General features: G+C 55.1%; 18 protein-coding genes. 7 read left to right on the forward strand and 11 right to left on the reverse strand.

Annotated elements, in window-relative coordinates; all coding sequences use genetic code 11:
- A partial coding sequence (locus tag IV91_RS19035; protein ID WP_233418386.1) for a hypothetical protein occupies positions 1-195 on the forward strand: 195 nt, incomplete at its 5' end.
- Positions 196-611: 416 nt separating this feature from the next.
- Positions 612-1856, forward strand: a complete 1245-nt coding sequence (locus tag IV91_RS0103295; RefSeq protein WP_031596002.1) for an MFS transporter — start codon at positions 612-614, stop codon at positions 1854-1856.
- A 56-nt stretch (positions 1857-1912) separates the two neighbouring features.
- Here the strand turns inward: IV91_RS0103295 and IV91_RS0103300 are convergent, their stop codons facing one another.
- The 4 genes from IV91_RS0103300 to gstA form a co-directional block, all read right to left on the reverse strand.
- Entirely contained in the window at positions 1913-3346 is a 1434-nt protein-coding gene (locus tag IV91_RS0103300; protein WP_031596003.1) for an efflux transporter outer membrane subunit, read from the reverse strand.
- Positions 3347-3351: 5 nt separating this feature from the next.
- Positions 3352-4869 (reverse strand): DHA2 family efflux MFS transporter permease subunit, encoded by a 1518-nt coding sequence (locus IV91_RS0103305; protein ID WP_031596004.1) that lies wholly within the window; start codon positions 4867-4869, stop codon positions 3352-3354.
- The gene (locus IV91_RS0103310; RefSeq protein ID WP_051861952.1) at positions 4859-5893 is read right to left on the reverse strand and encodes an HlyD family secretion protein; all 1035 of its coding nucleotides are present in this window, start codon (positions 5891-5893) and stop codon (positions 4859-4861) included. Before IV91_RS0103310 ends, IV91_RS0103305 begins: the two co-directional genes overlap by 11 nt.
- 66 nt (positions 5894-5959) lie before the next feature.
- Positions 5960-6565, reverse strand: coding sequence for a glutathione transferase GstA (gene gstA, locus IV91_RS0103315; protein WP_031596006.1), 606 nt, complete (start codon positions 6563-6565; stop codon positions 5960-5962).
- Between the two features lie 185 nt (positions 6566-6750).
- On the opposite strand from gstA, the gene IV91_RS16640 reads away from it, so the two are divergent.
- Positions 6751-7194, forward strand: coding sequence for a hypothetical protein (locus IV91_RS16640; protein WP_150112361.1), 444 nt, complete (start codon positions 6751-6753; stop codon positions 7192-7194).
- 56 nt (positions 7195-7250) lie between these two features.
- Here IV91_RS16640 and IV91_RS0103325 read toward each other — a convergent pair whose 3' ends face one another.
- The 4 genes from IV91_RS0103325 to IV91_RS0103340 are packed head-to-tail and all read right to left on the reverse strand — an operon-like array spanning position 7251 to position 12498.
- Positions 7251-8924, reverse strand: a complete 1674-nt coding sequence (locus IV91_RS0103325) for an asparagine synthetase B family protein (RefSeq protein ID WP_035417056.1) — start codon at positions 8922-8924, stop codon at positions 7251-7253.
- A complete protein-coding gene (locus tag IV91_RS0103330; RefSeq protein ID WP_031596010.1) occupies positions 8921-10165 on the reverse strand; it encodes a pyridoxal-dependent decarboxylase, exosortase A system-associated in 1245 nt (414 codons plus the stop codon). Before IV91_RS0103330 ends, IV91_RS0103325 begins: the two co-directional genes overlap by 4 nt.
- A 21-nt stretch (positions 10166-10186) precedes the next feature.
- A complete protein-coding gene (locus IV91_RS0103335) occupies positions 10187-11215 on the reverse strand; it encodes an SDR family oxidoreductase (protein WP_031596012.1) in 1029 nt (342 codons plus the stop codon).
- Positions 11212-12498 (reverse strand): nucleotide sugar dehydrogenase, encoded by a 1287-nt coding sequence (locus IV91_RS0103340; RefSeq protein ID WP_411463765.1) that lies wholly within the window; start codon positions 12496-12498, stop codon positions 11212-11214. The genes IV91_RS0103335 and IV91_RS0103340 overlap by 4 nt, the downstream gene beginning before the upstream one ends.
- A gap of 243 nt (positions 12499-12741) precedes the next feature.
- On the opposite strand from IV91_RS0103340, the gene IV91_RS0103345 reads away from it, so the two are divergent.
- Positions 12742-14328, forward strand: coding sequence for a DHA2 family efflux MFS transporter permease subunit (locus IV91_RS0103345; protein ID WP_035417058.1), 1587 nt, complete (start codon positions 12742-12744; stop codon positions 14326-14328).
- A gap of 3 nt (positions 14329-14331) precedes the next feature.
- On the opposite strand, the gene IV91_RS0103350 is transcribed toward IV91_RS0103345, so the two are convergent.
- Genes IV91_RS0103350 through aceE form a run of 3 tightly spaced genes read right to left on the reverse strand, consistent with a single transcriptional unit; the run spans position 14332 to position 19985 of the window.
- Positions 14332-15309 (reverse strand): polysaccharide deacetylase family protein, encoded by a 978-nt coding sequence (locus IV91_RS0103350; protein ID WP_031596015.1) that lies wholly within the window; start codon positions 15307-15309, stop codon positions 14332-14334.
- 28 nt (positions 15310-15337) lie between these two features.
- On the reverse strand, positions 15338-17314 hold the full coding sequence (locus tag IV91_RS0103355) for an APC family permease (protein ID WP_031596016.1): 1977 nt from the start codon (positions 17312-17314) through the stop codon (positions 15338-15340).
- A gap of 4 nt (positions 17315-17318) precedes the next feature.
- Positions 17319-19985 (reverse strand): pyruvate dehydrogenase (acetyl-transferring), homodimeric type, encoded by a 2667-nt coding sequence (gene aceE, locus IV91_RS0103360; RefSeq protein ID WP_031596018.1) that lies wholly within the window; start codon positions 19983-19985, stop codon positions 17319-17321.
- 164 nt (positions 19986-20149) lie between these two features.
- Here aceE and lptF point away from each other — a divergent pair, with 164 nt between their 5' ends.
- The 3 genes from lptF to IV91_RS0103375 all read left to right on the forward strand — a co-directional run bounded on the left by lptF (position 20150) and on the right by IV91_RS0103375 (position 23295).
- Positions 20150-21271 carry an LPS export ABC transporter permease LptF gene (lptF, locus tag IV91_RS0103365; RefSeq protein ID WP_051861957.1) on the forward strand — a complete coding sequence of 374 codons (1122 nt, stop codon included), beginning with the start codon at positions 20150-20152 and terminating at the stop codon, positions 21269-21271.
- A 108-nt stretch (positions 21272-21379) separates the two neighbouring features.
- Positions 21380-22864, forward strand: coding sequence for a leucyl aminopeptidase (locus tag IV91_RS0103370; protein ID WP_031596020.1), 1485 nt, complete (start codon positions 21380-21382; stop codon positions 22862-22864).
- Between the two features lie 2 nt (positions 22865-22866).
- Positions 22867-23295, forward strand: a complete 429-nt coding sequence (locus IV91_RS0103375; RefSeq protein WP_031596023.1) for a DNA polymerase III subunit chi — start codon at positions 22867-22869, stop codon at positions 23293-23295.
- Positions 23296-23329: the final 34 nt, after the last annotated feature.

The following is a 23329-nucleotide window of genomic DNA, read 5'->3' on the forward strand; positions in this document are numbered from 1 at the left end:
CAGCAAGGTTCAACTAGCAAAAAGACGCGCCAGGGGCTACCGCAATACTGGAAATTTCATCAACATGATTTACTTTTTGTGCGGCAAACTGAAATTCAGTTACCCACTGTATTTCACATAGAGCCAGAAATTTCTGGCTGCATGAATAAAAATCCTGTTCTATTTTTGTGGTTACCGGTAGCGCTTGCGGATTAATTGTAATAATTCCGTCAAGGTTGCCAGATTAAAGACGCGTGTGGGGTATCGATCCGCGTTTCGATGAGGCATGAGCCCCCGTTGTGAACGGAATGACCTCCTTCCTTAATTTTCCGCTCATTTTCTACCCCTTGGGTGAAACCAGGAAACCTTGGAACTCAGATTCTTGCATGGTAATCACATTGAGTTACGGCGTTTGTGCGATACCGTACACTATAAAAACGATAATCTATACTGACTTTATTGTTAATATTATCTAGTATACATATTAATAATATTGTACATCTGTCTATGCTAGATTATTAGTATGCTAAGAGTCCTATTATCAATACGGTATAAAGAGGGGGGAACGATGAGAGGAAAAGAGTTTTTGCGTGTCGATTCATGGGTTATAGAGCCTATCGCTCTCTTGTCCAATGATTCTTTCCCATTTTCTTGATCTGACAAAGAGGAGTCTTTTTGGCCGGTATTTTCCTGGAAGGGGCCCTTTTTTTTCTGCCAATTTTCTTGTCGGGGACATTCAGACCGGTATCATGCCCCTTCTGGCCGTCTATTTGCTCCTGTCCGAGCACTGGAAAGCTGTGGCAGTGGGAGAGGTTTTGGCTTTTGGCGGTCTTGTTACTCTCATTGCCCAGCCAATTGCCGGGATCATGGCCGATCAGATCGTGGCCAAAAGAACGTTCTTCCTTGTGCTTGTATCTCTGTTTGCGGCAGGATGTTTTCTCATTTGCGGTTCTAACCCTTCTTTTGGACGCATTCTTTTTTCTCAGGCTCTTATCGGTGTTGCCCAGGCAGGGATTGTTCCAGTTCTGAGTTCGGTCGCCATGGGACTCGTTGGCAATGGGCGTTTTGCCAGTGTGATGGGAAAAGCCCAGGGGACAACCCATGCCGGGTCAGTTTTTGGTGCAGTGGTGGTGCTTTTTTTGACAAGCCAATTTCTTTCGGTGAATATTTTCGTTTTTTATGGAATCTCGGCTCTTGCTGCAGGATTGGTCCTGCTTGGAGTTCCCGGAGACAAGATCGATCCGCTCAGGGCTCGTGAAGCGGAAGGGGTTGATAGAGTTTGTTCGATTCGTCAACTTTTTACTCCTTCCCTGATCTTTTTTCTCTCCCTTATTTTCCTTTTTTTCATCGCGAATACGGCCATGCTTCCTTTGGCTGGAGAGAAACTCGCGGGAATTTCCTCCCTCTCTTCGGGAAGGGTGATGGGCATTCTGGTGCTTACGACACAGGGGGTCATGATCCCATTTTCCCTGCTGGCCCCATCCATTATCCGGCGATTTGGATCACGGATTCTTCTGAGTGCCTTTTGCGTGCTTTTGTCTCTGAGGGGTGGGATCCTTTTTATGGCCACTTCCATGGGAGGTATTTTGCTCGGGCAGGTTCTGGACGGAATGGTGACGGGGGTCCTGTCGGTTCTTCTCCCCGTTCTTGTGTCCGAGTTCGGAAGGGGAACCGGGCGGTTCAACTTGCTGCAGGGAATTTCAGGAACTGTAGTTTCTGCAGGCGGTTCAGTGAGCCAGCTTCTGTCGGGTGAGTCTGTGGGATTATGGGGAAGAGACAGGACCTTTCTGTTGCTTGGCGGGTTGTCCCTGGGCATCTGGATCTTTCATCTGGCCGGGAATCGGTTTGGAGAATTCGCAAAAAAAGAGGCAGAGTGAGAAAATGACCCCGAACCGGGCTGCTGGTTTTTGGTTTTTATAGTCGGTCTGGAGAATTACCGGGTTTTATTACTCAGGGGGGAACCTCCCAAGGCCACAAATAAACGGGTGATATCGAGATACTGCTGAGTTAACGCTTCCTCAAGTTTCAATTGTGTCTGAGCCAGTGTCCGATGGGCTGTTTCAATTTCCAGATCAGAGGTATTGCCAGCAGCACGACTTTTCATGGAGAGGGCCAGCGCAGACTGGCTCGTGTCCACGACAGATTTCATCGCATTGACGGAATCGGCGTCGTTGACCAATGCGGTCAAGGCATCTGCCACCTGGCTGAAGGCTTGAACCACGGTCTGGTGATATTCCGCCAGGGATGCCTGGTACGCATGGAAGGCCCCCTGTTTTTCTGCTTCGAGCATTCCGCCATTGAATAGGGGCATAGAGACCCCTCCCGCCAATGCCCACGCATTTCCTGCGCCCAGAAACAAGTTTGCGGGGGTTAATGCTTCCTGAAGCATGTTGGCCGTCAGGGTCAGTGCGGGATATTGATTGGCCGTCGCCACGCCCAGGGATGCACTGGCCACCTGCAAACTGGCTTCCGCCGCCAGAATATCCGGTCGTTTGCGCAGCAATTCTGAAGGCAGGGCTACCGGCAATGATAGGGGTATTTTCAGGTCGTCAAAAATCAGGGAGGGGGGTTTCCAGTCCGCCGGAGCCTTCCCCACCAAGACCGAAAGTGTGTGCAGATTCGAACTGTACTGCTGTTTGAGCGGGGGCAACAGCGCACGATCCACCGCTAAACGATGCTGGGCATTCAGAATATCGGTTGGTGTGGCCATCCCTGCCTGATGGGAAGACCGAATCAGGCGCAAAGTTTTTTCATCTGCATCCAATATGCGCTGGACCGTGGCAATTTCCGCTTTCGTCGCGGCTATCTGGACCGATTGTGCGACTACATTGGCGGTCAGTTCCACATACAGGGCGTCGAGTTGGCGATGCTGATAGGTGGCCAGTGCTTGCTGACGTTCTACGCTGCGTTTTCCTCCGCCAAAAAAATCCGGACTCCAACTCAGGAATGGACCGACTTCATAGTAACTGAAGGGAGGAATCACAAAATTTGAGGGGCCGAACAATGCGACCCCATATTTTTGTCGGCCAGCCAGGGCATTCATGGAGCCTTGGGGCATCAGGCTACCCTGTTGCGCCTTGACGGCTTCTTCTGCCTGCGCCAGAGTTTCTCGGGCTGCCGTCAGATCGTAGTTGTCTTCAAGGGCGCGATGGATCAGGGCACTGAGCGGTTCATAGGAAAATACGCTTCCCCACTCGGATTCGATCTGTTTGCCAAGGATCCTGTCTTGTGTCGGTTCTTCCCGTTCTTCGGGAGAAGTATAGTGATCGGAGGGAGCAAGTTTGGGCGGGACAAAATCAGGACCTACGGTGCAGGCCGACAGACCAACGGTTAGAGCCAGGGAAAGGCGTCGGATGGGAAACTTCATGGCCATTAATCCACGATGACCCGTTCACTGCCCTGGGGCGCTCTGGAGGCTGGGCGCAACAAGATCAACAGGGGCATGACTGCCAAGGTTACGACCATCATTAGTTCAAAGTCGTTATTGTAGGCAATCATGGCAGCCTGACGGGTGATTTGACCATTCAGGGCCAGAATACTTGCAGGGTGGGCCGGATCCAGTGCCCCGATAGCCGGTGAATGCAGCGTATATGGCGTGATATGTTCAGCCAGGGTGGCATGGTTGATCTGAGTATTTCGGGTCAGCAGAGTTTGCACGATGGAAATTCCAATGGAACTTCCGATATTGCGCAGCAGGTTGAAAAAGGCCGTTCCCTCATTGCGCAGAGTCTGGGGCAAGGAACTGAATGCCACCGTGGATAAGGGCACATAGGACAGTCCGACACCAAATCCCTGCAATAGCCCGGTATAAATGATGGGAGTTTCATCCATCAACAGATCGAAGTGCATCATTTTCCACAGCGAGAGGACGGTCATCCCCAATCCCACCGCCATGATCAGCCGAACATCATATTTTCCGATCAATCTTCCCACCACCATCATGGCCATCATGGTTCCCATGCCCCGAGGTGCCGTCACGAATCCGGTAAGCATGACGGGGTAATTCATTTCATTCTGGAGCAAGGGAGGCACCAGGGCCAAGGTGGCAAACAGGACGACACCAATGATGAAGATGAAGATATTGGAGGTGAGAAAGTTTTTATCCTTGAATAGGGACACGCTCAGGAAGGGTCGTTCGGCGGTTAGCGTGTGCAGGATGAACAAATAGAAGGAAATGCCGATGATCAGTGCGTACACGACAATTTCCGAGGAATGGAACCAATCTTTCAACTCTCCACGATCCAGGAATAACTGTAAGGCACCGATGCCCAGACTCAGGGTCAGAAATCCGAAAAAGTCAAAGGACCCCGCGATTTTTTTGGTATTGGGCATGAAACCCGACAAACCCAGATAAGCCAGAATGCCGATGGGTACATTGATATAGAACACCCAGCGCCAACTGTACTGATCGGTCAACCATCCTCCCAATGCTGGACCCAAAATGGGACCCATGGTGACGCCTACACCCCAGAGGGCCATGGCTTTGCCATGATTTTCCCGGGGATTGATATCAAACAGGACAGCTTGGGATAACGGTACCAGGGCCGCGCCCGATATGCCTTGCAACAGCCGGAAGAAAACCATTTCAGGCAGGGTGGTAGCCAGCCCACAAAGTGCCGAAGCGAAGGTAAATCCGGCCACTGAAATCAAAAACACCGGTTTGCGTCCAAATCGCTGGGCCAACCAGCCCGTCAGGGGGATCATGATGGCTGCGGCCACGATGTATGAGGTCAGTACCCAGGCCATTTCGTCCTGGGTGGCTGCCAGGGTTCCCTGCATTTTCGGCAGTGCTACATTGGCAATGGTGGAGTCCAGCGCCTGCATGATGGTGGCGGCCATCACCGAGGCCGTAATCAGTGGCCGATTGAGCGAAGTTGTCTCAGGGGCCATGACTGATGTCCACCGCCACCACAGCACTCAGACCTGCCTGAATGGGTTGGTCAGAGTCCGTATTTTCGAGGCTGATGCGAACGGGCAGACGTTGTACGACCTTGACCCAATTACCAGTGGCATTTTCCGGAGGCAATAGTGAAAAACTGGACCCGGTGCCCGGGCTCAGACTTTGAACGTGCCCATGAAAGGTCCGGCCAGGATACGCATCGATTTCCACGGTTCCGGGTTGACCCGGATGCAGGTGGGTCAGATCTGTTTCCTTGAAATTAGCCTCGATCCACCGATTTTGTCTGGAGACCAGAGCGAACAGCGGGGTCGCCACATTCACATAGTCGCCGACCTGCAACTGTTCCACCTTGGAAACGATCCCCGCCTGAGGGGCCTTTACCACCGTGTAGGATAGATTGAGTAGGGCCCTGTCCAGCACGGCTTGCGCTTGTTGTACCGCTGGGTGATTCTCGATATTCTGGTTGGGATGATAGTTCAGGGCAGCCAGAATATTCTCTCGTTCCTGTTGCGTCCCTTGCAATTTCTGTGTGGCCTGAAGGTAGGCATGTCGGGCCTGGTCCAGTTGCGCCTGAGAAGAAACCCCTTGGGCGACCAGACGCTTTTGTCGATCAAGTTCGTTTTCCTGATAGGCCAGGGTTTCCTGTGCGGCAGTGACCTCTGCTTGATGTTGCCGATAGGATGCTTTCAACGAACTCACCTGAAGTTTTGCATTGGCCAGTCGTGCTCTGGCCTCGGCCACGTTCAGCGCAAAATCCCGTTCATCGAGTTTGAATAAAACTTCCCCGGTGTGCACGAACTGATTGTCTTTGACCAGAACTTCGACGACCCGACCGGCCACATTGGCGCTGATGTCTGTGCGCGCAGCAACGACATAAGCGTCATCGGTGGATACCCGGTTCAGATTTTTGAAATACAGGAATCCGGCAACGGCCAAGAGAAGCAAGGGGCCTGCCACCAATAAGGGTCGTCGGTACCGCTTGAGCCTGTTCTGACCCATGCTGTCATCGTTCATGAAAAACTCCCGGATATGCTTTACCTGAACCACCGCGTAACAGGCACAGGTTCTGTGCGCGGAGTTTTAGTGACTTTTTTCTGCCTGTTGGGCCGCTTGAACCGCGGGGCGGGACTGAATCCGCGTCCTATAGGCCTGGAGTTCAGGCCACCCTTCCAGGGAAATGCCCATGGGATGTGCCCATCCCAGGACGGTAAACAAATAGGCATCGGCCACGGTGAATCCGCTGGGCATGAGGTATTCCTGGGTTTTCAGGGTATCGTTGAGTTGATCGAAGCGCAGCGCCAGACGCTTTTTCTGGAAGTCCTTGACGGTGTCAGGAAAGGTAGGATTGAACAGCGGACTGAATTGCTTGTGCAGTTCCGTGGAAATGAAGTTGAGCCAGGACTGCAGTTGATAGCGCGGCAGGGTTCCATTGGCGGGGGCCAGGTCCGATTCGGGTTTGAGATCCGCCAGATATTGAACGATGGCCGGACCTTCGGTGAGTTTCGTTCCATCGTCGAGAATCAGAAGTGGGACGTAGCCTTTGGGGTTGATCGCACAGAAATCGGAACCATCACTCAGTTGCTTGGTGCCCAGATTGACCTTGACCAGATCGAAGGGCAGGCCGAGTTCGCGCAATACGATATGCGGGGAAAGAGAACAGGCACCGGGGCTGAAATAGAGTTTCATGGATCATCCTTGTGAGATCGGGGTAAAATCGGAAGCACTTGGGGGTACATTGTATGCGCTCGTACGAAATTGACAAGTCCCTGTGAGGTTCCTTCAAGGGCGCGAGTGATGGGGAGATGGGAACTTTTGGCATTCTATTGAGTCCATGGGTTCCGTAAGCTTTGGGTTTATTTGGGAGAGTTTCCATGACAAGTTTGAAACCGATGCGATGGATCCTTCTGGGATTGGGAGTCTGGGGGGCTTTCATGACGATGCCTGCACAGGCTGATCGTGGCTGGGGTTGGGGCTGGGGAATGATGGGGTTGGCAACCGGAGCCATGGTGGGGGCGGAGTTGGCGAACCCTTATCGCGTTTATCCGTATCCCTATTATCCCGCTCCGGTGGTTTATGCGGCTCCGCCCGTAGTGGTTCAGCAGCAACCCGTGGTTTATTCTTCTCCCCCTCAAGGGCAGCCCCCTCAACGGCAATATTCCCAGTCCATGGCACCGCCCCCTCCAGGGGCGAGTCAGCACACGGCCGCCAACAGTTGGTATTACTGCGCTTCTGCCAAGGGCTACTACCCCTATGTGCAGAACTGTCCAGAGCCATGGCGCAGTGTACCTGCCGCGCCTCCAGGGGCTCCGCACTGATCAGTCGGGGGGATGCAAATCAAATCCCCTTGGTTTGAAAAGTCGGGGACCAGGGATCAGGCAGAGGGGGAGAACTGGTAGTGATTGGCATGGGCCTGAAACCATTGTTCCAGCATGAGGAGAATCCACACCATTTCCCCATAAAAACCCGGATGGCGGGGTAGGTATTGCTGGAACAATTGATTCACGAAGGGATGTCGAATCAGTCCACGTTCGGCCAGTTGATGCAGGGAGGATTCGGCCAACTGATGCAGGGATGGATGACGCAGCACCCATATGCCGAAGGGAAGACCGAAACCATGCTTTTGCTTGGTGATGATTTCCTCCGGCAGAAAACCTCGTAACGCTTCCTTGAAAAACCAACGCAGTTTGAGACCATTGACCTTGTAATGGGGTGGGAGTTTCAGGGAAAAATCCACCAGCCGTTCGTCCAGCAGGGGAAAACCTACCTCGATACCCGCCAAGGTCGTGGTTCCGCAAACTTTGGGTAAATCATTTTCAGCCAGGGTGAAGCGCCAGTCGTAGGCCAGCATCTGATTGACAAAATCCGCCCCATCGGTTTCGTGCCAAACTGCCCGTTCCAAGGTGCCGGGAACGGCCGGTGAAAACAAGGAAAGAATCTGTGCGGGAAAAATATTCTCTGCCCCGATCTGCTCTAGAAGCCCGTAGGCAGTGATCCGGTCCGGCATGGGGACTTTGGCTTGGTCGATATAACTGCCCAGTTTGCGCACCAGGGGAAGTCGGTTGAAAAGGGGTGCCAGAGGTTCGAGGATTCCCTGGCGTAGAATGGAAGGTACGTGGGTGTAGGCGTGAAACAACTTTTGCTTGGCGTATCGACTGTTTCCACCAAATAATTCATCCCCCCCGTCTCCTGCCAGCAAGCGTTGCAAACCGTCTTGTTGGGCCAGTTGGGCACAGTAAAACCCGGGCAGGGCAGAAGAATTGCCGAAGGGTTGGTCGTAGTAGGCTGCGACGCGCGGAATTCCCTGAACCAAATCCTCCGGGGTGACATAGTATTCATGGTGCCGGGTTTTGAAATGACGGGAGGCAATGCGTGCGTACTCCATTTCATCATAGCCTTCCGCATCGAAGCCGATGGAGTAGGTGGGCACGCCTTCTCCGAATTGCTGGCTCAATAGGCCGGTCACGGTGGAACTGTCGGTGCCTCCACTCAGGAAACAACCGGTGCGACCGCCCTCATGACGCTGGCTTTGAACCGAACTCCTTAAAATGTCCAGAAACTCTTCCTTCAAAGAGGAAAAGTCAGCGGGAGTGACGGAGGTAAACCGTGGTCGCCAGTAGGGGGCTACCGTCAGTTCCCCCCCTTGGAACAGTCCGTAATGCGCGGCAGGGAGACGCAGCACCTGCTGAAAGATCGTCCGTGGCGCGGGAATGACATGAAAATGGAAGTAGTCGTAAATGGCCTGCATATCCAGCGATGAAGAAGATGCAGCGACTTCATCGGCGCGGGCGGCAACCTGGAGGATTGAAGCATTCTCCACGCGATAACATAATGAATGACGCGCAAAGCGATCCACGGCCATGAAAGTCTTGCCTGGCTCTGGCGAAAAAGCCACGGCAAAGTCTCCTTGAACCTGATTGGGGGCTTGAGGGCCATGACGGCGATAGGCTTCGCGCCATGCGCTCTCCACCCCCTGGATACGGGAAATTTCGCTCAGGTCTGGTTCCTGAAAGCGCGGATGGCCGAAAAATAATGCCAATGCGGTCATGGCTCCAGGTCTCCGATCAATACTTCACGGGCCGGAGGGTGTCCCAGAAAAGCCGCAGGGCTGGCGCTCAGGCCATAGGCACCGGACTGGTAAATCACCACCAGATCCCCTACCTCAGCACGGGGCAGGAGCATTTTGTCCGCCAGGAGGTCGAGGGGGGTACACAGGGGACCCACCACGGAGACTTCTTCCAAGGGCGGGGATTTCTTCCGGGTGACGATGGTCACTGGATAATTCTTGCGGATGACCTGTCCAAAATTGCCGGATGCCGCCAGGTGGTGGTGTAATCCCCCATCGGTGATGAGAAAAGTCTGGCCCCGGGAAACCTTGCGGTCGAGGATGCGGCACACATACACACCCGCTTCACCGACGAGGTAGCGGCCCAATTCGATGACGGGTTGGGTATCGGGCAACTGCTGGTGCAGGTGAGGTAACAGGTGCTGCAAGGCATCTCCTACCCGCTCGAGCTCCAGAGGTGATTCGCCAGGAAAATAGGGAATCCCGAAGCCCCCTCCCAAATTCAGGGTGGGGAGGGGCGCCCCACTCTCCTGAACCAGTCGAATGGCCAGATCCACGGTGTTTTTCTGGGCCTCGATGAGTGCGTCCGCCTTGAGGCTCTGTGATCCACTGAAAATATGAAACCCCTGAAAAACCAGGTCAGAGGCCAGGATGCGGCGGACCAGGGCGGGAACCCGTTCCACATCCACCCCGAAGGGTTTGGCCCCTCCGCCCATGCGCATACCGGAGCCCCGCAATTCAAAATCCGGGTTGACCCGGATGGCCACTTTGGGACGATAGCCATGTAGTTCACTCAGCGAGAAGACCGTCTCCAGTTCTCCTTCGGACTCCAGATTGAGTACAACGCCAGCAGCCATGGCCATCAGAAGATCGTGGGAAGATTTGCCGGGACCGGCAAAACTGATATGGGCGCGCGGAATCAGGGTATCCAGCGCTATTCCCAGTTCTCCTCCGGAAGCCACATCCAGACCATCCACCTGAGTGGCAAGAAACTGGACCACGGCGGGCATGGGGTTGGCCTTGATGGCATAGTGCAGATGAATGCCCTTGGGGAGCAGGAAGCGTAACATCTGAACACGTTTGAAAATACCTGTGCGGTCATAGGCAAAGAAGGGAGTTTGGCCGACTTGATGGGCCAGGCGCGGGAGATCGATGCCGCCGATGGACAAGGGATCGCCCGTTCCCATGGCAAAACAGGCAGGGTGATGAATGGGTTTACTCATAAGGTGCCTGTAGAAACGAACTCACAGATTGTGCGTGTACCAGTCCGCAGCCTTTTCCAGTCCTTCCTTGACCGAGAAACGGGGCTCGTAACCCAGAAGTTGTCGGGCTTTGTGAATGTCTGCCAGGGAGTGGCGGACATCGCCCGCCCGAAAATCCCGGTAACGGGGGCCGGGGATCTCCCGGTTTGGCGCACGCTGCTTCAGTTGAGCGCAGATCAGCGCATACAACTGGTTGAGGGTGGTGGATTCGGAGTAAGCAATGTTATAGACCTGTCCCAGGGCCTCGGGCCGTTCCGTACAGGCCGCCAGAATATTGGCTTGGATGACATTGTCGATATAACAGAAATCACGGCTGGTTTCACCGTCGCCATTGATATCGATCGGATTCCCCTTCAATAACCCACCAAACCACTTGGGAATCACGGCTGCATAGGCACCTTCCGGATTTTGGCGGGGGCCGAAGACGTTAAAATAGCGCAGACCGGTGGCCTTGAACTGATAGACCCGGTCAAAGACCTGCGCGTAGAGTTCATTGACCAGTTTCGTGACGGCATAGGGAGAGAGGGGGTTGCCGATGATCTCTTCCTTTTTGGGAAGCCCAGGATGGTCCCCATAAGTGGAACTCGAGGCGGCATAGATGAAGCGTTCGATCCCCATGAGTTGAGCTGTTCTCAGCATGTTGAGGAATCCATCGATGTTGCTGGCATGGGTGGTCAGAGGGTCCTCGATGGAACGGGGAACACTGCCCAGGGCCGCCTGATGCAACACGATATCCGCCCTGTCACAGACGCGCTGGCAATCGTCCAGGTGGCGGATATCTCCTTTGAAAAAAGTGAAGTTTTTCCAACGGGGTTCTCCAACCAGTTTCTGAACCTGCTTCAGGTTACGGTCGTCGATGGTGGAAAAATTATCCAATCCCACGACGGTCTGATCCAGTCGAAGCAAGGTCTCGAGCAGGTTGGAACCGATGAACCCTGCCACTCCGGTAATGGCCCAACGGCGTGGTGCGGCCTGGATCTTGTTTTGAATGAGGTCATAGTGCGTGGTCATAGCCGCCAGAGACGCAGATTGGATTGAGAGAAATCGTCGCGGGAAAAAAGTCCCTTGACATCGATCAGGACGGGGCAATCGCCCATCAGGGATAATATTCCCTCGGTTTGAAGGGTTCGATATTCATCATGGGCCACCGCCAGAATCACGGCTGCTGCGGGTTTCAAGGCAACGGTGGGGGTGAGGGAAACGCCGTATTCCTCCTCGGCCTCGTGGGGGTCCGCCAGGGGATCGTGGATCTGTACCTCGATTCCGTAATCCTGTAGTTCATGAATGATATCGATGACCTTGGAATTACGCAGGTCCGGACAGTTTTCCTTGAAGGTGAGTCCCAGGACGGTGACGCGACTGCCCGAGATGACATGTCCGGCATGGACCATTTCCTTGACACAGCGTTGGGCCACAAATTTCCCCATGCCATTGTTGATACGTCGCCCGGAAAGGATGACCTGGGGAATGTATCCCAATTTTTCGGCCTTATGGGTGAGATAATAGGGGTCTACGCCGATGCAGTGACCACCCACCAGTCCCGGTTTGAACTTGAGAAAGTTCCATTTGGTGCCGGCGGCTTCCAGCACGGCATTGGTATCGATATTCATCAGGTCAAAAATCAGGGCCAGTTCATTCATCAGGGCGATATTCAGGTCCCGTTGGGTATTCTCGATGACCTTGGCGGCCTCGGCCACCTTGATGGAGGGAGCACGGTGAACGCCTGCTGTGACCACGGATTCATAGACCTGAGCAACGATTTCGCAGGTTTCCGCATCCTGTCCCGATACCACCTTCTTGATCTTGGTAAAGGTGTGTTCCTTGTCTCCGGGGTTGATGCGCTCAGGACTATAGCCCACCTTGAAATCGACGCCACATTTGAGGCCGGATTTCGCTTCCAGAATAGGGACGCATTCCTCTTCCGTTACTCCGGGGTAGACCGTGGATTCATAAACCACGATATCCCCCTTCTTCAGGGCACTTCCCACGGTTCCCGAGGCCTTCAACATGGGGGTGAGGTCGGGTTGATTGGCATCGTTGACAGGGGTTGGGACAGCGACGATATGAAAATTTGCCAACTGGAGATCGCTGATCTGATCCGTGTACAGGATATCCGCTTTTTCGAGGCCTCCCTCTTCCACTTCTCCTGTCCGGTCATGCCCGGCGCGCAACTCCCGGATTCGTACCGGATTGATGTCAAAGCCAATGGTTCGACGCACTTTGCCAAAGGCTACAGCCACGGGCAATCCCACATAACCCAAACCGACTACGGAAATGATCCTCTCTTCGCCCACCACAGACATGATGCCTCCTGACCTGAACAGTGATTTACCGATTAAGTCGTGAGGATAACCCATAGAAGGATATTTATGCTACCCAAAATTTGGAACAGGTTGAGAAAGTTGATCACTGCCAGGGAAGACGTCCTCAAATGCTCATTACTTTGTGTTAACGTGGCACTTTGACATTTCGGGATGATCGGTGGAATCATGCCTGAATTTTAGTAATTGCCTGGCGTGATATGGAGATTTGTTTGAATGGCGGCTTCCCCGATGGGTGCGTTTTCTCCCCCCCGTAATTTTCGTGGAGATCTGATCAGCCCGTGGTGGGTGGCCGTAACCGTGGCTTTGACCACCTTTATGGAGGTCCTGGATATTTCCATTGCCAATGTGGCGTTGCGTCACATTGCCGGGGATATGTCCGTGAGCGAAGACGAAGCCGTGTGGGTATTGACTTCTTATATGGTGTCCAACGCCATCGTCTTGCCCATGAGCGGTTGGTTATCCACGCTCTTCGGGCGCCGCCGATTTTACCTGTTCTGTGTGGCCATGTTTTCCGTCAGTTCGTTACTGTGTGGCCTGGCCCCCAACCTGACTACCCTGATCCTGTTTCGTACCCTGCAAGGCATCGGTGGCGGGGGATTGCAGCCCTGTTCTCAAGCCATCTTGACGGACAGTTTTCCTCCTTCGAAACGGGGCATGGCTTTTGCGGTGTATGGCATCACGACCGTTTTGGCACCGGCCATTGGCCCGACCATCGGCGGTTGGATTACGGATACCTTTTCCTGGCGCTGGATCTTCCTGATCAATGTCCCTGTGGGATTTCTGTCCTTGTATCTGTCCCGGCGGCTGTTGTCGGATCCTCCTGCTTTGATTGAACAGAGCGCCGAGTTTAGGCGCCGGGGATTCACGGTGGATTGGAAAGGGTTCGTGTTATTGTCGGTGGGATTTGGCTGTTTGCAGGTGGTGCTGGACCGAGGGCAGCAAGACGACTGGTTTTCATCGCCCTTTATCATGCTGATGTCAGCGCTGTCGACCCTGTCACTGCTTATTCTACCCTTTTGGGAAACCCGTCAACATTACCCCATGGTGGATTTCAATCTGCTCAAGGAAAGAAACTTTCTGTTCAGCAATATCTTGATGTTTCTGGTGGGATTTATCCTGTTTGGCAGTACGGTGCTCCTTCCCATGTGGGTCCAGGCCCTGATGGGGTATTCGGCCACTCAGGCAGGAATGTTGTTGTCTCCTGGCGCATTGACCGTGTTATTGGTATTGCCCTTCGTGGGATGGGCCATCAACAAGGTGGATGTGCGCCACATGATTGCCTTTGGGTTGTTGTGTAACGGGGTGGCCTTGTATCTTTTTTCCCATATGAATTTGCAGGCGGATTACTGGTCTTTGGCGACTTTGAGAATCCTGCAGGGGATCGGGTTGGGGTTTCTCTTCGTGCCCGTCAATGCGGCAGCTTACTCGTGGGTGCCTCCGAACAAAAGCAGTAACGCTTCGGCCATCATCAACTTGTCGCGCAATCTGGGGGGCAGTTTCGGCATATCCCTGGTTCAAACTTGGCTGACACGCGGGACACAACGTCATCAAAGCGTTCTGACGACTCATTTGACCGATTCCTCCACGGCGACCCAGGCGTGGCTGGCGGGCGTGATCCACCAGTTGGCAGGGGTTGGCAGTCATGGGGTGGCGGTGGCGCACGCCTTGTTGTATGCCACCGTGCAAAGACAGGCCAGTCTGCTTTCCTTTATGGATGACTTTCGCTTGCTGGGCACCTTGGCCCTGGTATTCATCCCCGTGGTATATGCCCTGAAACGACCGGTGCGAGAGAAACATTGATACTCAGGAATGGGTCCACAGGTTTTGACTGAGGCGCAGGGAGAAACGCAGGAGTGAGCGGTCCCAGGGAGTGAAACGCGGCAAATGAAAGAGATCGCTTTCTCCCCGGGCAATGCCTGGTTCGGTGGAAAGTGCTGCCGAGTATCCCATTTCCCGCACCATATCGGCATGTTCCTGACGGTAATCCTGACCGAATTTTCCGTTGGGATAGGCGAACAGGACAGGAGGACTGCCCAGCAATCGGGTCAGGCAGGCATGGTTCTGCTCGATTTCCCGGCGCGCAATGGCGGGCGGAAGGGAGGTCAAAATGGGGTGATTGACCGTATGTCCCCCAATACTCATCCCCGCCTGGTGCAGAGATACTACTTGGGCATCATTCATCATGAGGTGGGAAGGGGGGGTGACCCCCAACTGCGTTTCAAGATGGTGGAGATGGTCGCAACGCACTTCCGGCGCCTCGTATTTGAGGCGTTGCAGCAGGATCGCGAGGGCGGATTTCCGCTCTGCCAAGGTCGTCAGAGGGAGTGATCCCAATTCGAGAAAGCGAAGATCGATGGATTCTGCGGGATGCTGGCGGACCAACTCGATGGCGCGATCATTGAACATGCACCCTCCATTCAAGTAGCCCGAGGCTACGAAAAAAGTGGCGCAGACCCCGTGCTTTTTCAGCAGTGGGAGTGCAATGGAAGCGTTATCGGCATACCCGTCATCGAAGGTGAGGCAGGCAGCGCGCGGGGGCAAGACATGGTTTTTCAATCTTTCCACCGCTTCGGGCAAGGGGAGGATGTGAAAGACATTCTTGAGCAGATTCAACTGCGCATCAAAACGTTGAGCATCCACCTCGTCCGGAAAAAGGGGGTCAGGTTTGGGCAGCACGCGGTGGTAGATCAGGATGGACAGGGAGCCCGTACTGCCCCCAGGAGAGAGCCAGGAATTCAGGCAGCGAAATAAAGGGTAAGTGGTGGAGGCGAGGAGGACCATAAAGGGATCATCAGGTAGGTAGCATGTCTCAGTCGACCTTCATGGGCAGGATCACCATGGTCATGCCCTGGAGATGAAGGATACGTTGCATTTGCAGGGCGGTTTGGTTATGGAGAATGCGCGTCAGCCAGTTATCGTGGACGAAAATCAATTTGCTGGCAAAAAAGATGCTGTTGGGAAATTCTTCGTGGACCTGCTCGGACAGACGGGTGAGTTCGGCGATTCGGTCCGTGCCATAGGCTTCGTAGGACTTGGCGGCAATGCCATTCCGATGGCAGAAATTGACATAGTAGTCGCAGGCGGAATGAACGGATTCCTTGAGTCCTTCAATCGATCCTTCTCCGCCATAACTTTGAGTGTCCACGGCACCCACACTGAGGAACACAAAATTGCGGTAGACGTTGGGAAAGAGTCGCTGGACCCACAGGAGGGTATGCATGCCCGTGCCTTTGGCCTGACTGATCAGAAAGACGGCGGTGGGCGCATCGGGATCGAGGGCAGGGGGGGTGACTACCGGGGTGGCCGGGAGCTGGGACAGCAGATGGTCGGCCTTGGCCATCTGGGCGGCTGTTTCGCGGTAATGCTGGCGAATCAGCAGGCACAGGCCAATGACGGCGCTGGTGATGAGGAGGGTCATCCACCCGCCTTCAAAAAACTTTTCCGCCAGGGTGACCATGAGGATGCTCGAAGTTACGATCAATCCTACCACGGAGACCCCGAGGCGAAGGGCCCATTGGGGATGTTCGCGGTGCTTCCACCAGTACAGGGTCAGTCCCGTGAGCGAGAGACTGAAGGTGAGAAAGACATTGATGCTGTAGAGCACCGCCAGCAGGTCCACGATGCCACCACTCCAGAGCAGGATGAAGAGGGCTGCTATGCCCATCAGAAGGATTCCGTACTTGGTGACCAGACGACTGGACAGGGAACTGAACTGGGAGGGTGTCCAACCGTCATTGGCCATGTTGGCCAGTACGGCGGGGCCGCCCAGCAAGCCGGTATTGGCGGCTACATACAAAAGCGCCCCTTCGAGGACCAGCACGGTGGTGAGAAGCACATAGGAAAGGCCGGGACTGAAACCTAGGGATGCGATGACCGAACGGAAAGCAACGGCGTTCAGGGTCTCGCCATTGCTGGAGGGGACGGCATTCCACAACAGGTAGATCAGGATGATGCCCCCCGCCGTGAAGGCCAGGGAAGTGGCCATGTAGAACATGGTCAGTTTTCCGGTATGTACACGGGGTTCCTGGAGAACATTGACATTGTTGGAGACCGCTTCGATCCCCGTATAGGTTCCGCCCCCCATGGAATAGGCGCGCAGGAACAGGGAGGCCACAAAGACCCAACCCATCTGGCCCGCCAGAGAAGAGGTTTCATGCAGCGTCTGATGGACGATGGAGGGGATCTCGTTTCCGCGGATGGCCACCCCATACACGATGATCAGCACATGGGTGATGACGAAGCCCATGAAGATGGGGGTCAGGATCTTGATGCTCTCCTTCATCCCGCGCAGGTTCAGGAACATCAGAAACAGGGTGAGGAACAGTTCGACGGTCAGTTTGTGACTTTGCCAGGCCGTGGGCAGGGAACTGAAGACGGCGTCCACCCCGCTGGCCACGGAAATAGCAATGGTCAGGACATAATCCACGATCAGGGCAGCACCGCTGATCAGACCGGCGTGAGGCCCGATCAGTTGGGTGGCAACCTTATAGCCTCCACCGCCTGTGGGAAACAGTTCGATGACCTGGTTATAGGCAGTGGAGATGAGGAAAACCGTGAAGGCCGTGGCAATGGCCAGATAAAGGCTGAGGTGGACATGGGTACCCAGGGCCTTGAAGGCTTCTTCCGGCCCATAGGCCGAGGAGGATAGTCCATCGGCACCCAGTCCCACCCATGCAAAAAAGGCCATGAGGGCGATGTGCTGACGGGTTTCCGGCGCAAAGGGGTCGCGCGCCGGACCAAAAAGCAACTCTTTGATCTGTTTAAATAAGTTGCTTTTTAGTGCCATGGGGTCAGACCTTCAGCGGATTCGGTTTGGCGGGGTCGAGAGCATATTTTCGTTGCGCTTCGGCCACCTGGGACAGGGGGATTACGCCCTCGTCAGCCAAGGCATGGAGTGCGGCTTCCACCACATAGTAACGATCTACTTCGAAAAAATGGCGCAATTGGGCGCGCGTGTCGGAACGGCCAAATCCATCGGTACCCAGGGTTACGAAACGACGGGGTACGAAGGCACGGATTTGTTCCGTGAAGGTTTTGATGTAGTCGGTGGCCGCAATCACCGGCCCACGGGTGTCTTTCAGACACTGGGTGACGTAGGGAATCTGAGCCGGTTCTGTGGGGTGATGACGGTTGTGGCGCAGGACATTTTGACCTTCTCTGGCCAATTCATTGAAACTGGGGCAACTCCACACGTTGCTCGACACGCCCCAGTCCGTGGCCAACAGTTGGGCAGCTGCCTCCACTTCGCGCAGGATGGTGCCCGATCCCAGCAACTGGACGCAAGGGCCCCTGGATGCCGCCCGTTCATGCAATAGGTACATGCCTTTGAGAATGCCTTCCCGTGCCCCCTCGGGAAGCGCAGGGTGGGCATAGTTTTCATTCATGGTGGTGAGGTAGTAAAAGACGTTTTCCTGAGCGTGGAACATGCGATGCAGGCCGTCTTGAATGATGACCGCCAGTTCATAGGCATAGGTAGGGTCGTAGGAGATACAGTTGGGAATGAAGGAGGCATGAACCTGACTGTGTCCGTCCTGGTGCTGCAACCCTTCGCCATTCAGGGTGGTCCGTCCCGCCGTCCCGCCGATGAGGAAGCCGCGACACTGCATGTCCCCTGCCGCCCAGGCCAGATCACCGACGCGCTGAAAACCGAACATGGAATAAAAAATATAGAACGGGAGAGTGGTGACGCCATGGGTGGAATAAGACGTGGCGGCGGCGATCCAGGAAGAGAAAGCGCCGGCTTCATTGATCCCTTCCTGAAGGATCTGACCATTCACGCTTTCGCGGTAGTACATCAGTTGATCATGATCCTGGGGTTCGTACAATTGCCCCACGGAAGAATAGATGCCCAGGCTACGGAACATGCCCTCCATGCCGAAGGTACGGGATTCGTCGGGAACAATGGGGACGATGCGCTGACTCAGTGTCTCATCGCGGATGAGTAGATTAAGGAGACGCACGAAGGCCATGGTGGTGGATAGATGACGTTCGCCACTGGCTTCCAGCAAGGGTGCAAAATATTCCAGGGGGGGGATGTCCAGAGGCGCACTGGCACTGTGCCGCACCGGCAGATAGCCGCCCAGAGCCTGGCGCCGTTCCTGCAGATAACGGATCTCCGGGCTGTCATCGGCAGGGCGGTAGAAGGGGGCAGCGGCGATTACGGCATCGTCGATGGGGATCTTGAAGCGGTTACGGAACTGCTTGAGGGCGCTTTCGCCCATCTTCTTTTGTTGGTGGGTGATGTTTTGCCCTTCGCCCGCTTCGCCCATGCCATAGCCTTTGATGGTCTTGGCCAGAATCACCGTGGGTTGGTCACTGTGACGCACCGCCGCCAGGTAGGCATTATAGACCTTGAAGGCGTCGTGTCCGCCGCGCGACAGATGCCAGATCTCGTCATCGGACATGTTGGCCACCAGGCGCAGCAACTCGGGATACTTGCCGAAAAAATGCTGACGCACGTAGGCGCCATCGTGTGCCTTGAAACTTTGGTATTCCCCATCCACGGCTTCCATCATGCGCTGCAGCAGCAAGCCACTGGTGTCCTTGGCAATGAGGGCATCCCAGGGGCTTCCCCAGATCACTTTGATGACGTTCCAGCCAGCCCCGCGAAAATCCGCTTCCAGTTCCTGAATGATTTTGCCATTTCCGCGCACGGGACCGTCGAGACGTTGCAGGTTACAATTCACCACGAAGATCAGGTTGTCAAGATTTTCTCGGGCGGCCAAGGAAATGGCGCCCAGAGATTCGGGTTCGTCCATCTCTCCATCGCCCATGAAAGCCCACACCTTGCGTCCTTCGGTCTGGGCCAACCCGCGGTTTTGCAGGTATTTCATGAAACGGGCCTGATAAATGGACATGAGGGGACCAAGTCCCATGGAGACGGTGGGCATTTGCCAAAAATCGGGCATGAGCCAGGGATGGGGGTAACTGGATAACCCCTTGCCCTCCACTTCGCGGCGGAAGTGGGCCAGTTGTTCTTCGCTCAGGCGTCCTTCCAGAAAGGCGCGGGCATAAATGCCCGGGGCCGAGTGACCTTGGGTGTAGAGCACATCCCCCCCATGCTCCGGGGTAGGTGCACGAAAAAAGTAGTCGAAGCCCACATCATACAGAGTGGCCGCCGACTGAAAACTGGCGATATGCCCACCCAGTTCTTCCCCACCCTTGTTGGCCCGTACCACCATGGCCAAGGCATTCCAGCGAATCAGGGAACGGATGCGGTATTCCATTTCCGGGTTCCCGGGCATGGGTTCTTCGAGCGCTGGAGGAATGGTATTGAGGTAGGCCGTATTGGCACTATAGGGCAGGAAGGCCCCCGAACGACGAGCCTTGTCCACCAATCGTTCAAGCAGGAAATGGGCCCGTTCCGGTCCCACCGCACAGAGCACGCCATTCAGCGCATCCAGCCATTCCTGCGTTTCCTGGGGATCTGAATCGTGATCCTTGGGGGGTGATGCCATCATGCTCTAGCCTCGTTTATTACTCAAAAGTCGCTAGATTCTATAGCGAAACTGGTTTGAGTGAAACCCGCAGTCGGAACTGCCCGCAGAAAAGTGCCCCTAGGACACAGCGCCGTTTCCCTGCTTCTTGATAGAATAGAGGACTATCGGGTTCAGAGGACATCATGCTCTTCAGTCGGCTCTTACGCAAGGAGTTTGCGCGCACGGCATTGATGGCTATGGTCATTTTGCTGGCCATCCTGCTGACCGTCAGTTTGGTCAAATTGCTGGGATTGGCGGCGGGAGGGACCTTGTCGGGCAGCGCAGTGATGGCCATGTTGGCTTTTGGTTCCTTGACTTACCTGCCGGTCTTGTTGTCCGCTTCTATTTTTACGGCCCTGCTGCTGGCCATGACCCGTTTCTACCGCGACTCGGAAATGATCATCTGGCAGAGTGCCGGGGTCAGCCTGAACCGTTTTCTCGGTCCGGTACTGCGCTTCACGGTGCCCATGGCTCTGGTGGTGGCGCTTCTCAGTCTGGTCATTGCGCCCTGGGCCATTGGGCAGAAGGCACAGTATCAGAAACAATTGGATGTGCAGGACGACACCTCCCAGATCACGCCCGGCGTGTTCCGGGAGTCGCATCAGTCAGATCAGGTATTCTTCGTGGATGCCCTGTCCCAAAGCAAGGAGAAGGTTTCCAATGTCTTCGTTCAGTCTGTTCAGGGCCATCAGGTGGGCGTGATCGCAGCGGACAGTGGTTATATTGCGACGGAACCCAATGGAGATCGCTTTGTGGTGTTGCAACATGGACGCCGTTATGAGGGGGAACCGGGCACGCTCAACTATCGTCTGGTGGATTTTGAGCAAGCGCGCCTGCGCATCGATCAGCATGGGGTGACGGCGGCGGCCCTTTCGGTAAAATCCATGTCGGCTCAGAACCTGCTCCGCAACCCCACTCTGGAAGGGTGGGGGGAATTGCACTGGCGTCTGGGGTTGCCGTTGAGCCTGCTGGTGCTGTCCGTGTTTTCTGTACCCCTGTCCTACATTAACGTGCGGGGTGGACGTTCCACCAACATGATTTTTGCCCTGCTGGCCTACATGGTGTATTACAACTGCATGAGTATTGCACAGGCTTGGGTGGCGCAGGGTAAACTGCCCTTCTGGATTGGCTTGTGGCCCGTGCATCTGCTCTTTTTGACCGTGGCATGGATCTGGTTGCAGCAACGCCAGCGTGTCTGGTCCTGGCGCTGGTGGATGGGCCAGCGTCGTTCCCGGGAGATCCGGGAGCGCAGGGAAGATCTATGAAATTCGTTGGGACCGGCGGAAACTCCGGCCTGCTTTTTGACTTCAATCCGGGATGGCGGGATAATCTCCTGCTTTATCTCAGGTCATGACCCTTTAGGGAGAAACCCCGTGGAATTTACACTCAAAGTAGCACATCCGGCTTCAACCAAGACCGCCTGTGTTGTCGTTCCAGTGACGGGAGGCCGTTGTTTGACCCCCGCTGCCCAGGCCCTTGATCAGGCGAGTGAAGGTCAGTTGACGCAGATTCTCAAACGAGGAGATCTGGCTGCAGAGGCGGGCAAAACACTCCTGTTATCCGGACTTCAAGGGGTGACGGCGAGCCGTGTGCTGCTGGTGGAAACGGGCAGCGATCCCCTCAAGGACAGCACTTACCGTACCTTGGTATGTTCCATGGAGCAGGCTCTGGCGAACACCGCCGTCAAGGAAGTGCTGTGTACTCTGACCGAGTTGGATATGGCGGGTCGGGACAGTGTCTGGGTGCTGGAACAGACCGTTTTGACCTTGAGGGAACAGCGTTACCGTATCCCAAAGCAGACTCAGACCCCAAAACCGTCTTCTCACTGGCAAAAAACCGTCCTCCTGCTGCCTTCCTCCCTATCGCTCAAAAAAGCCCAGGGTTTCGTGGAACACGCTCAGGCAGTGGCTAACGGAACCGATTTGACGCGGGATCTGGGTAATTTGCCGCCCAATCTGTGTACACCTACCCACCTGGCGGAAACGGCGCAGGCTGTGGGCAAGGACTGGGGGCTTAAGGTGCGCGTGCTGGACCGTGCCGACATGGAAAAGTTGGGTATGGGCGCGTTGTTGGCGGTGGCGGCGGGCAGTCATCTTCCTCCCCGGTTCATCATCATGGAATACGCCGGAGGCAAGGCCAGAGCCAAGCCGGTGGTGCTGGTGGGCAAGGGCATCACCTTCGACACCGGCGGGATATCCTTGAAACCCGCGCCAGAAATGGATGAAATGAAATTTGACATGTGTGGTGCAGCCAGTGTCTTGGGGACGATGCGTGCCTTGGCTGAAATGAAATTGCCCCTGAATGTCGTGGCGCTCATTCCCACCTGCGAGAACATGCCGGGGGGCGGGGCCACCCGTCCTGGGGATGTGGTCAAGAGTTTATCTGGCCAAACCATCGAGATTCTCAATACTGATGCGGAAGGGCGTCTGATTTTGTGCGATGCCCTGACCTACGCTGAACGTTTTGAACCTGCCGTGGTGGTGGATGTGGCGACCTTGACCGGGGCCTGTGTCATTGCTCTGGGGCACGAAGCCGCAGGGTTAATGGCGAATGACGAGGTTCTGCGCAATGAATTGCAGGCAGCAGGGGATTACAGTGGTGATCGCGCCTGGCCTTTGCCCTTGTGGGAAGAGTACCAGGAAGGGCTGAAGAGCAACTTTGCGGACATGGCCAACGTGGCGGGTCGTCCTGCCGGAACCATTACGGCAGCGAGTTTTTTGGCGAATTACACCAAACGGTACCGTTGGGCTCATTTGGATATCGCTGGCGTGGCATGGCGCAGTGGCAAGGAAAAGGGAGCCACAGGCCGTCCTGTTCGGTTGTTTTGCCGTTTTCTGCAACAGCGCTGTCAGGGGTAAGGGTGACACGCATCGACTTTTACACCCATGTGGCGGACAAGGTGCCGGTGGCCCTGCAGTTGACCTGCAAGGCATGGGCGCAAGGACTGCCCGTGTGGTTGCGGGTGCCGGACGAAGTCATGGCTCAGCAACTGGACCAGAGGTTGTGGACCCATCCGCAGGCCGAATTCGTGCCCCATTGTCGGTCCGATCACGCATTGGCGGCGGAAACCCCCATCGTCATCGATGCCCTGGAAATGGAACCGCGCTCCCACCGGGTGTTGATCAACCTGCGTTCAGACCCGCCGTTGTACTTTGCCCGTTTCGAACGTCTGGCGGAAATCGTCAGTCAGATCGATCAGGATGCAGCGCAGGCACGGGAGCGTTTCCGTTTCTATCGTCAGCGGGGTTTTGAAGTGCAGGCCCATAATCTGGCGAACCATCGTTTTTGAGCCTTGGGCTCCACCCTTAATTACTGGATTGTTT

It is taken from the genome of Ferrovum myxofaciens, assembly GCF_000735045.1.
In the GTDB taxonomy this organism is placed as follows: domain Bacteria; phylum Pseudomonadota; class Gammaproteobacteria; order Burkholderiales; family Ferrovaceae; genus Ferrovum; species Ferrovum myxofaciens.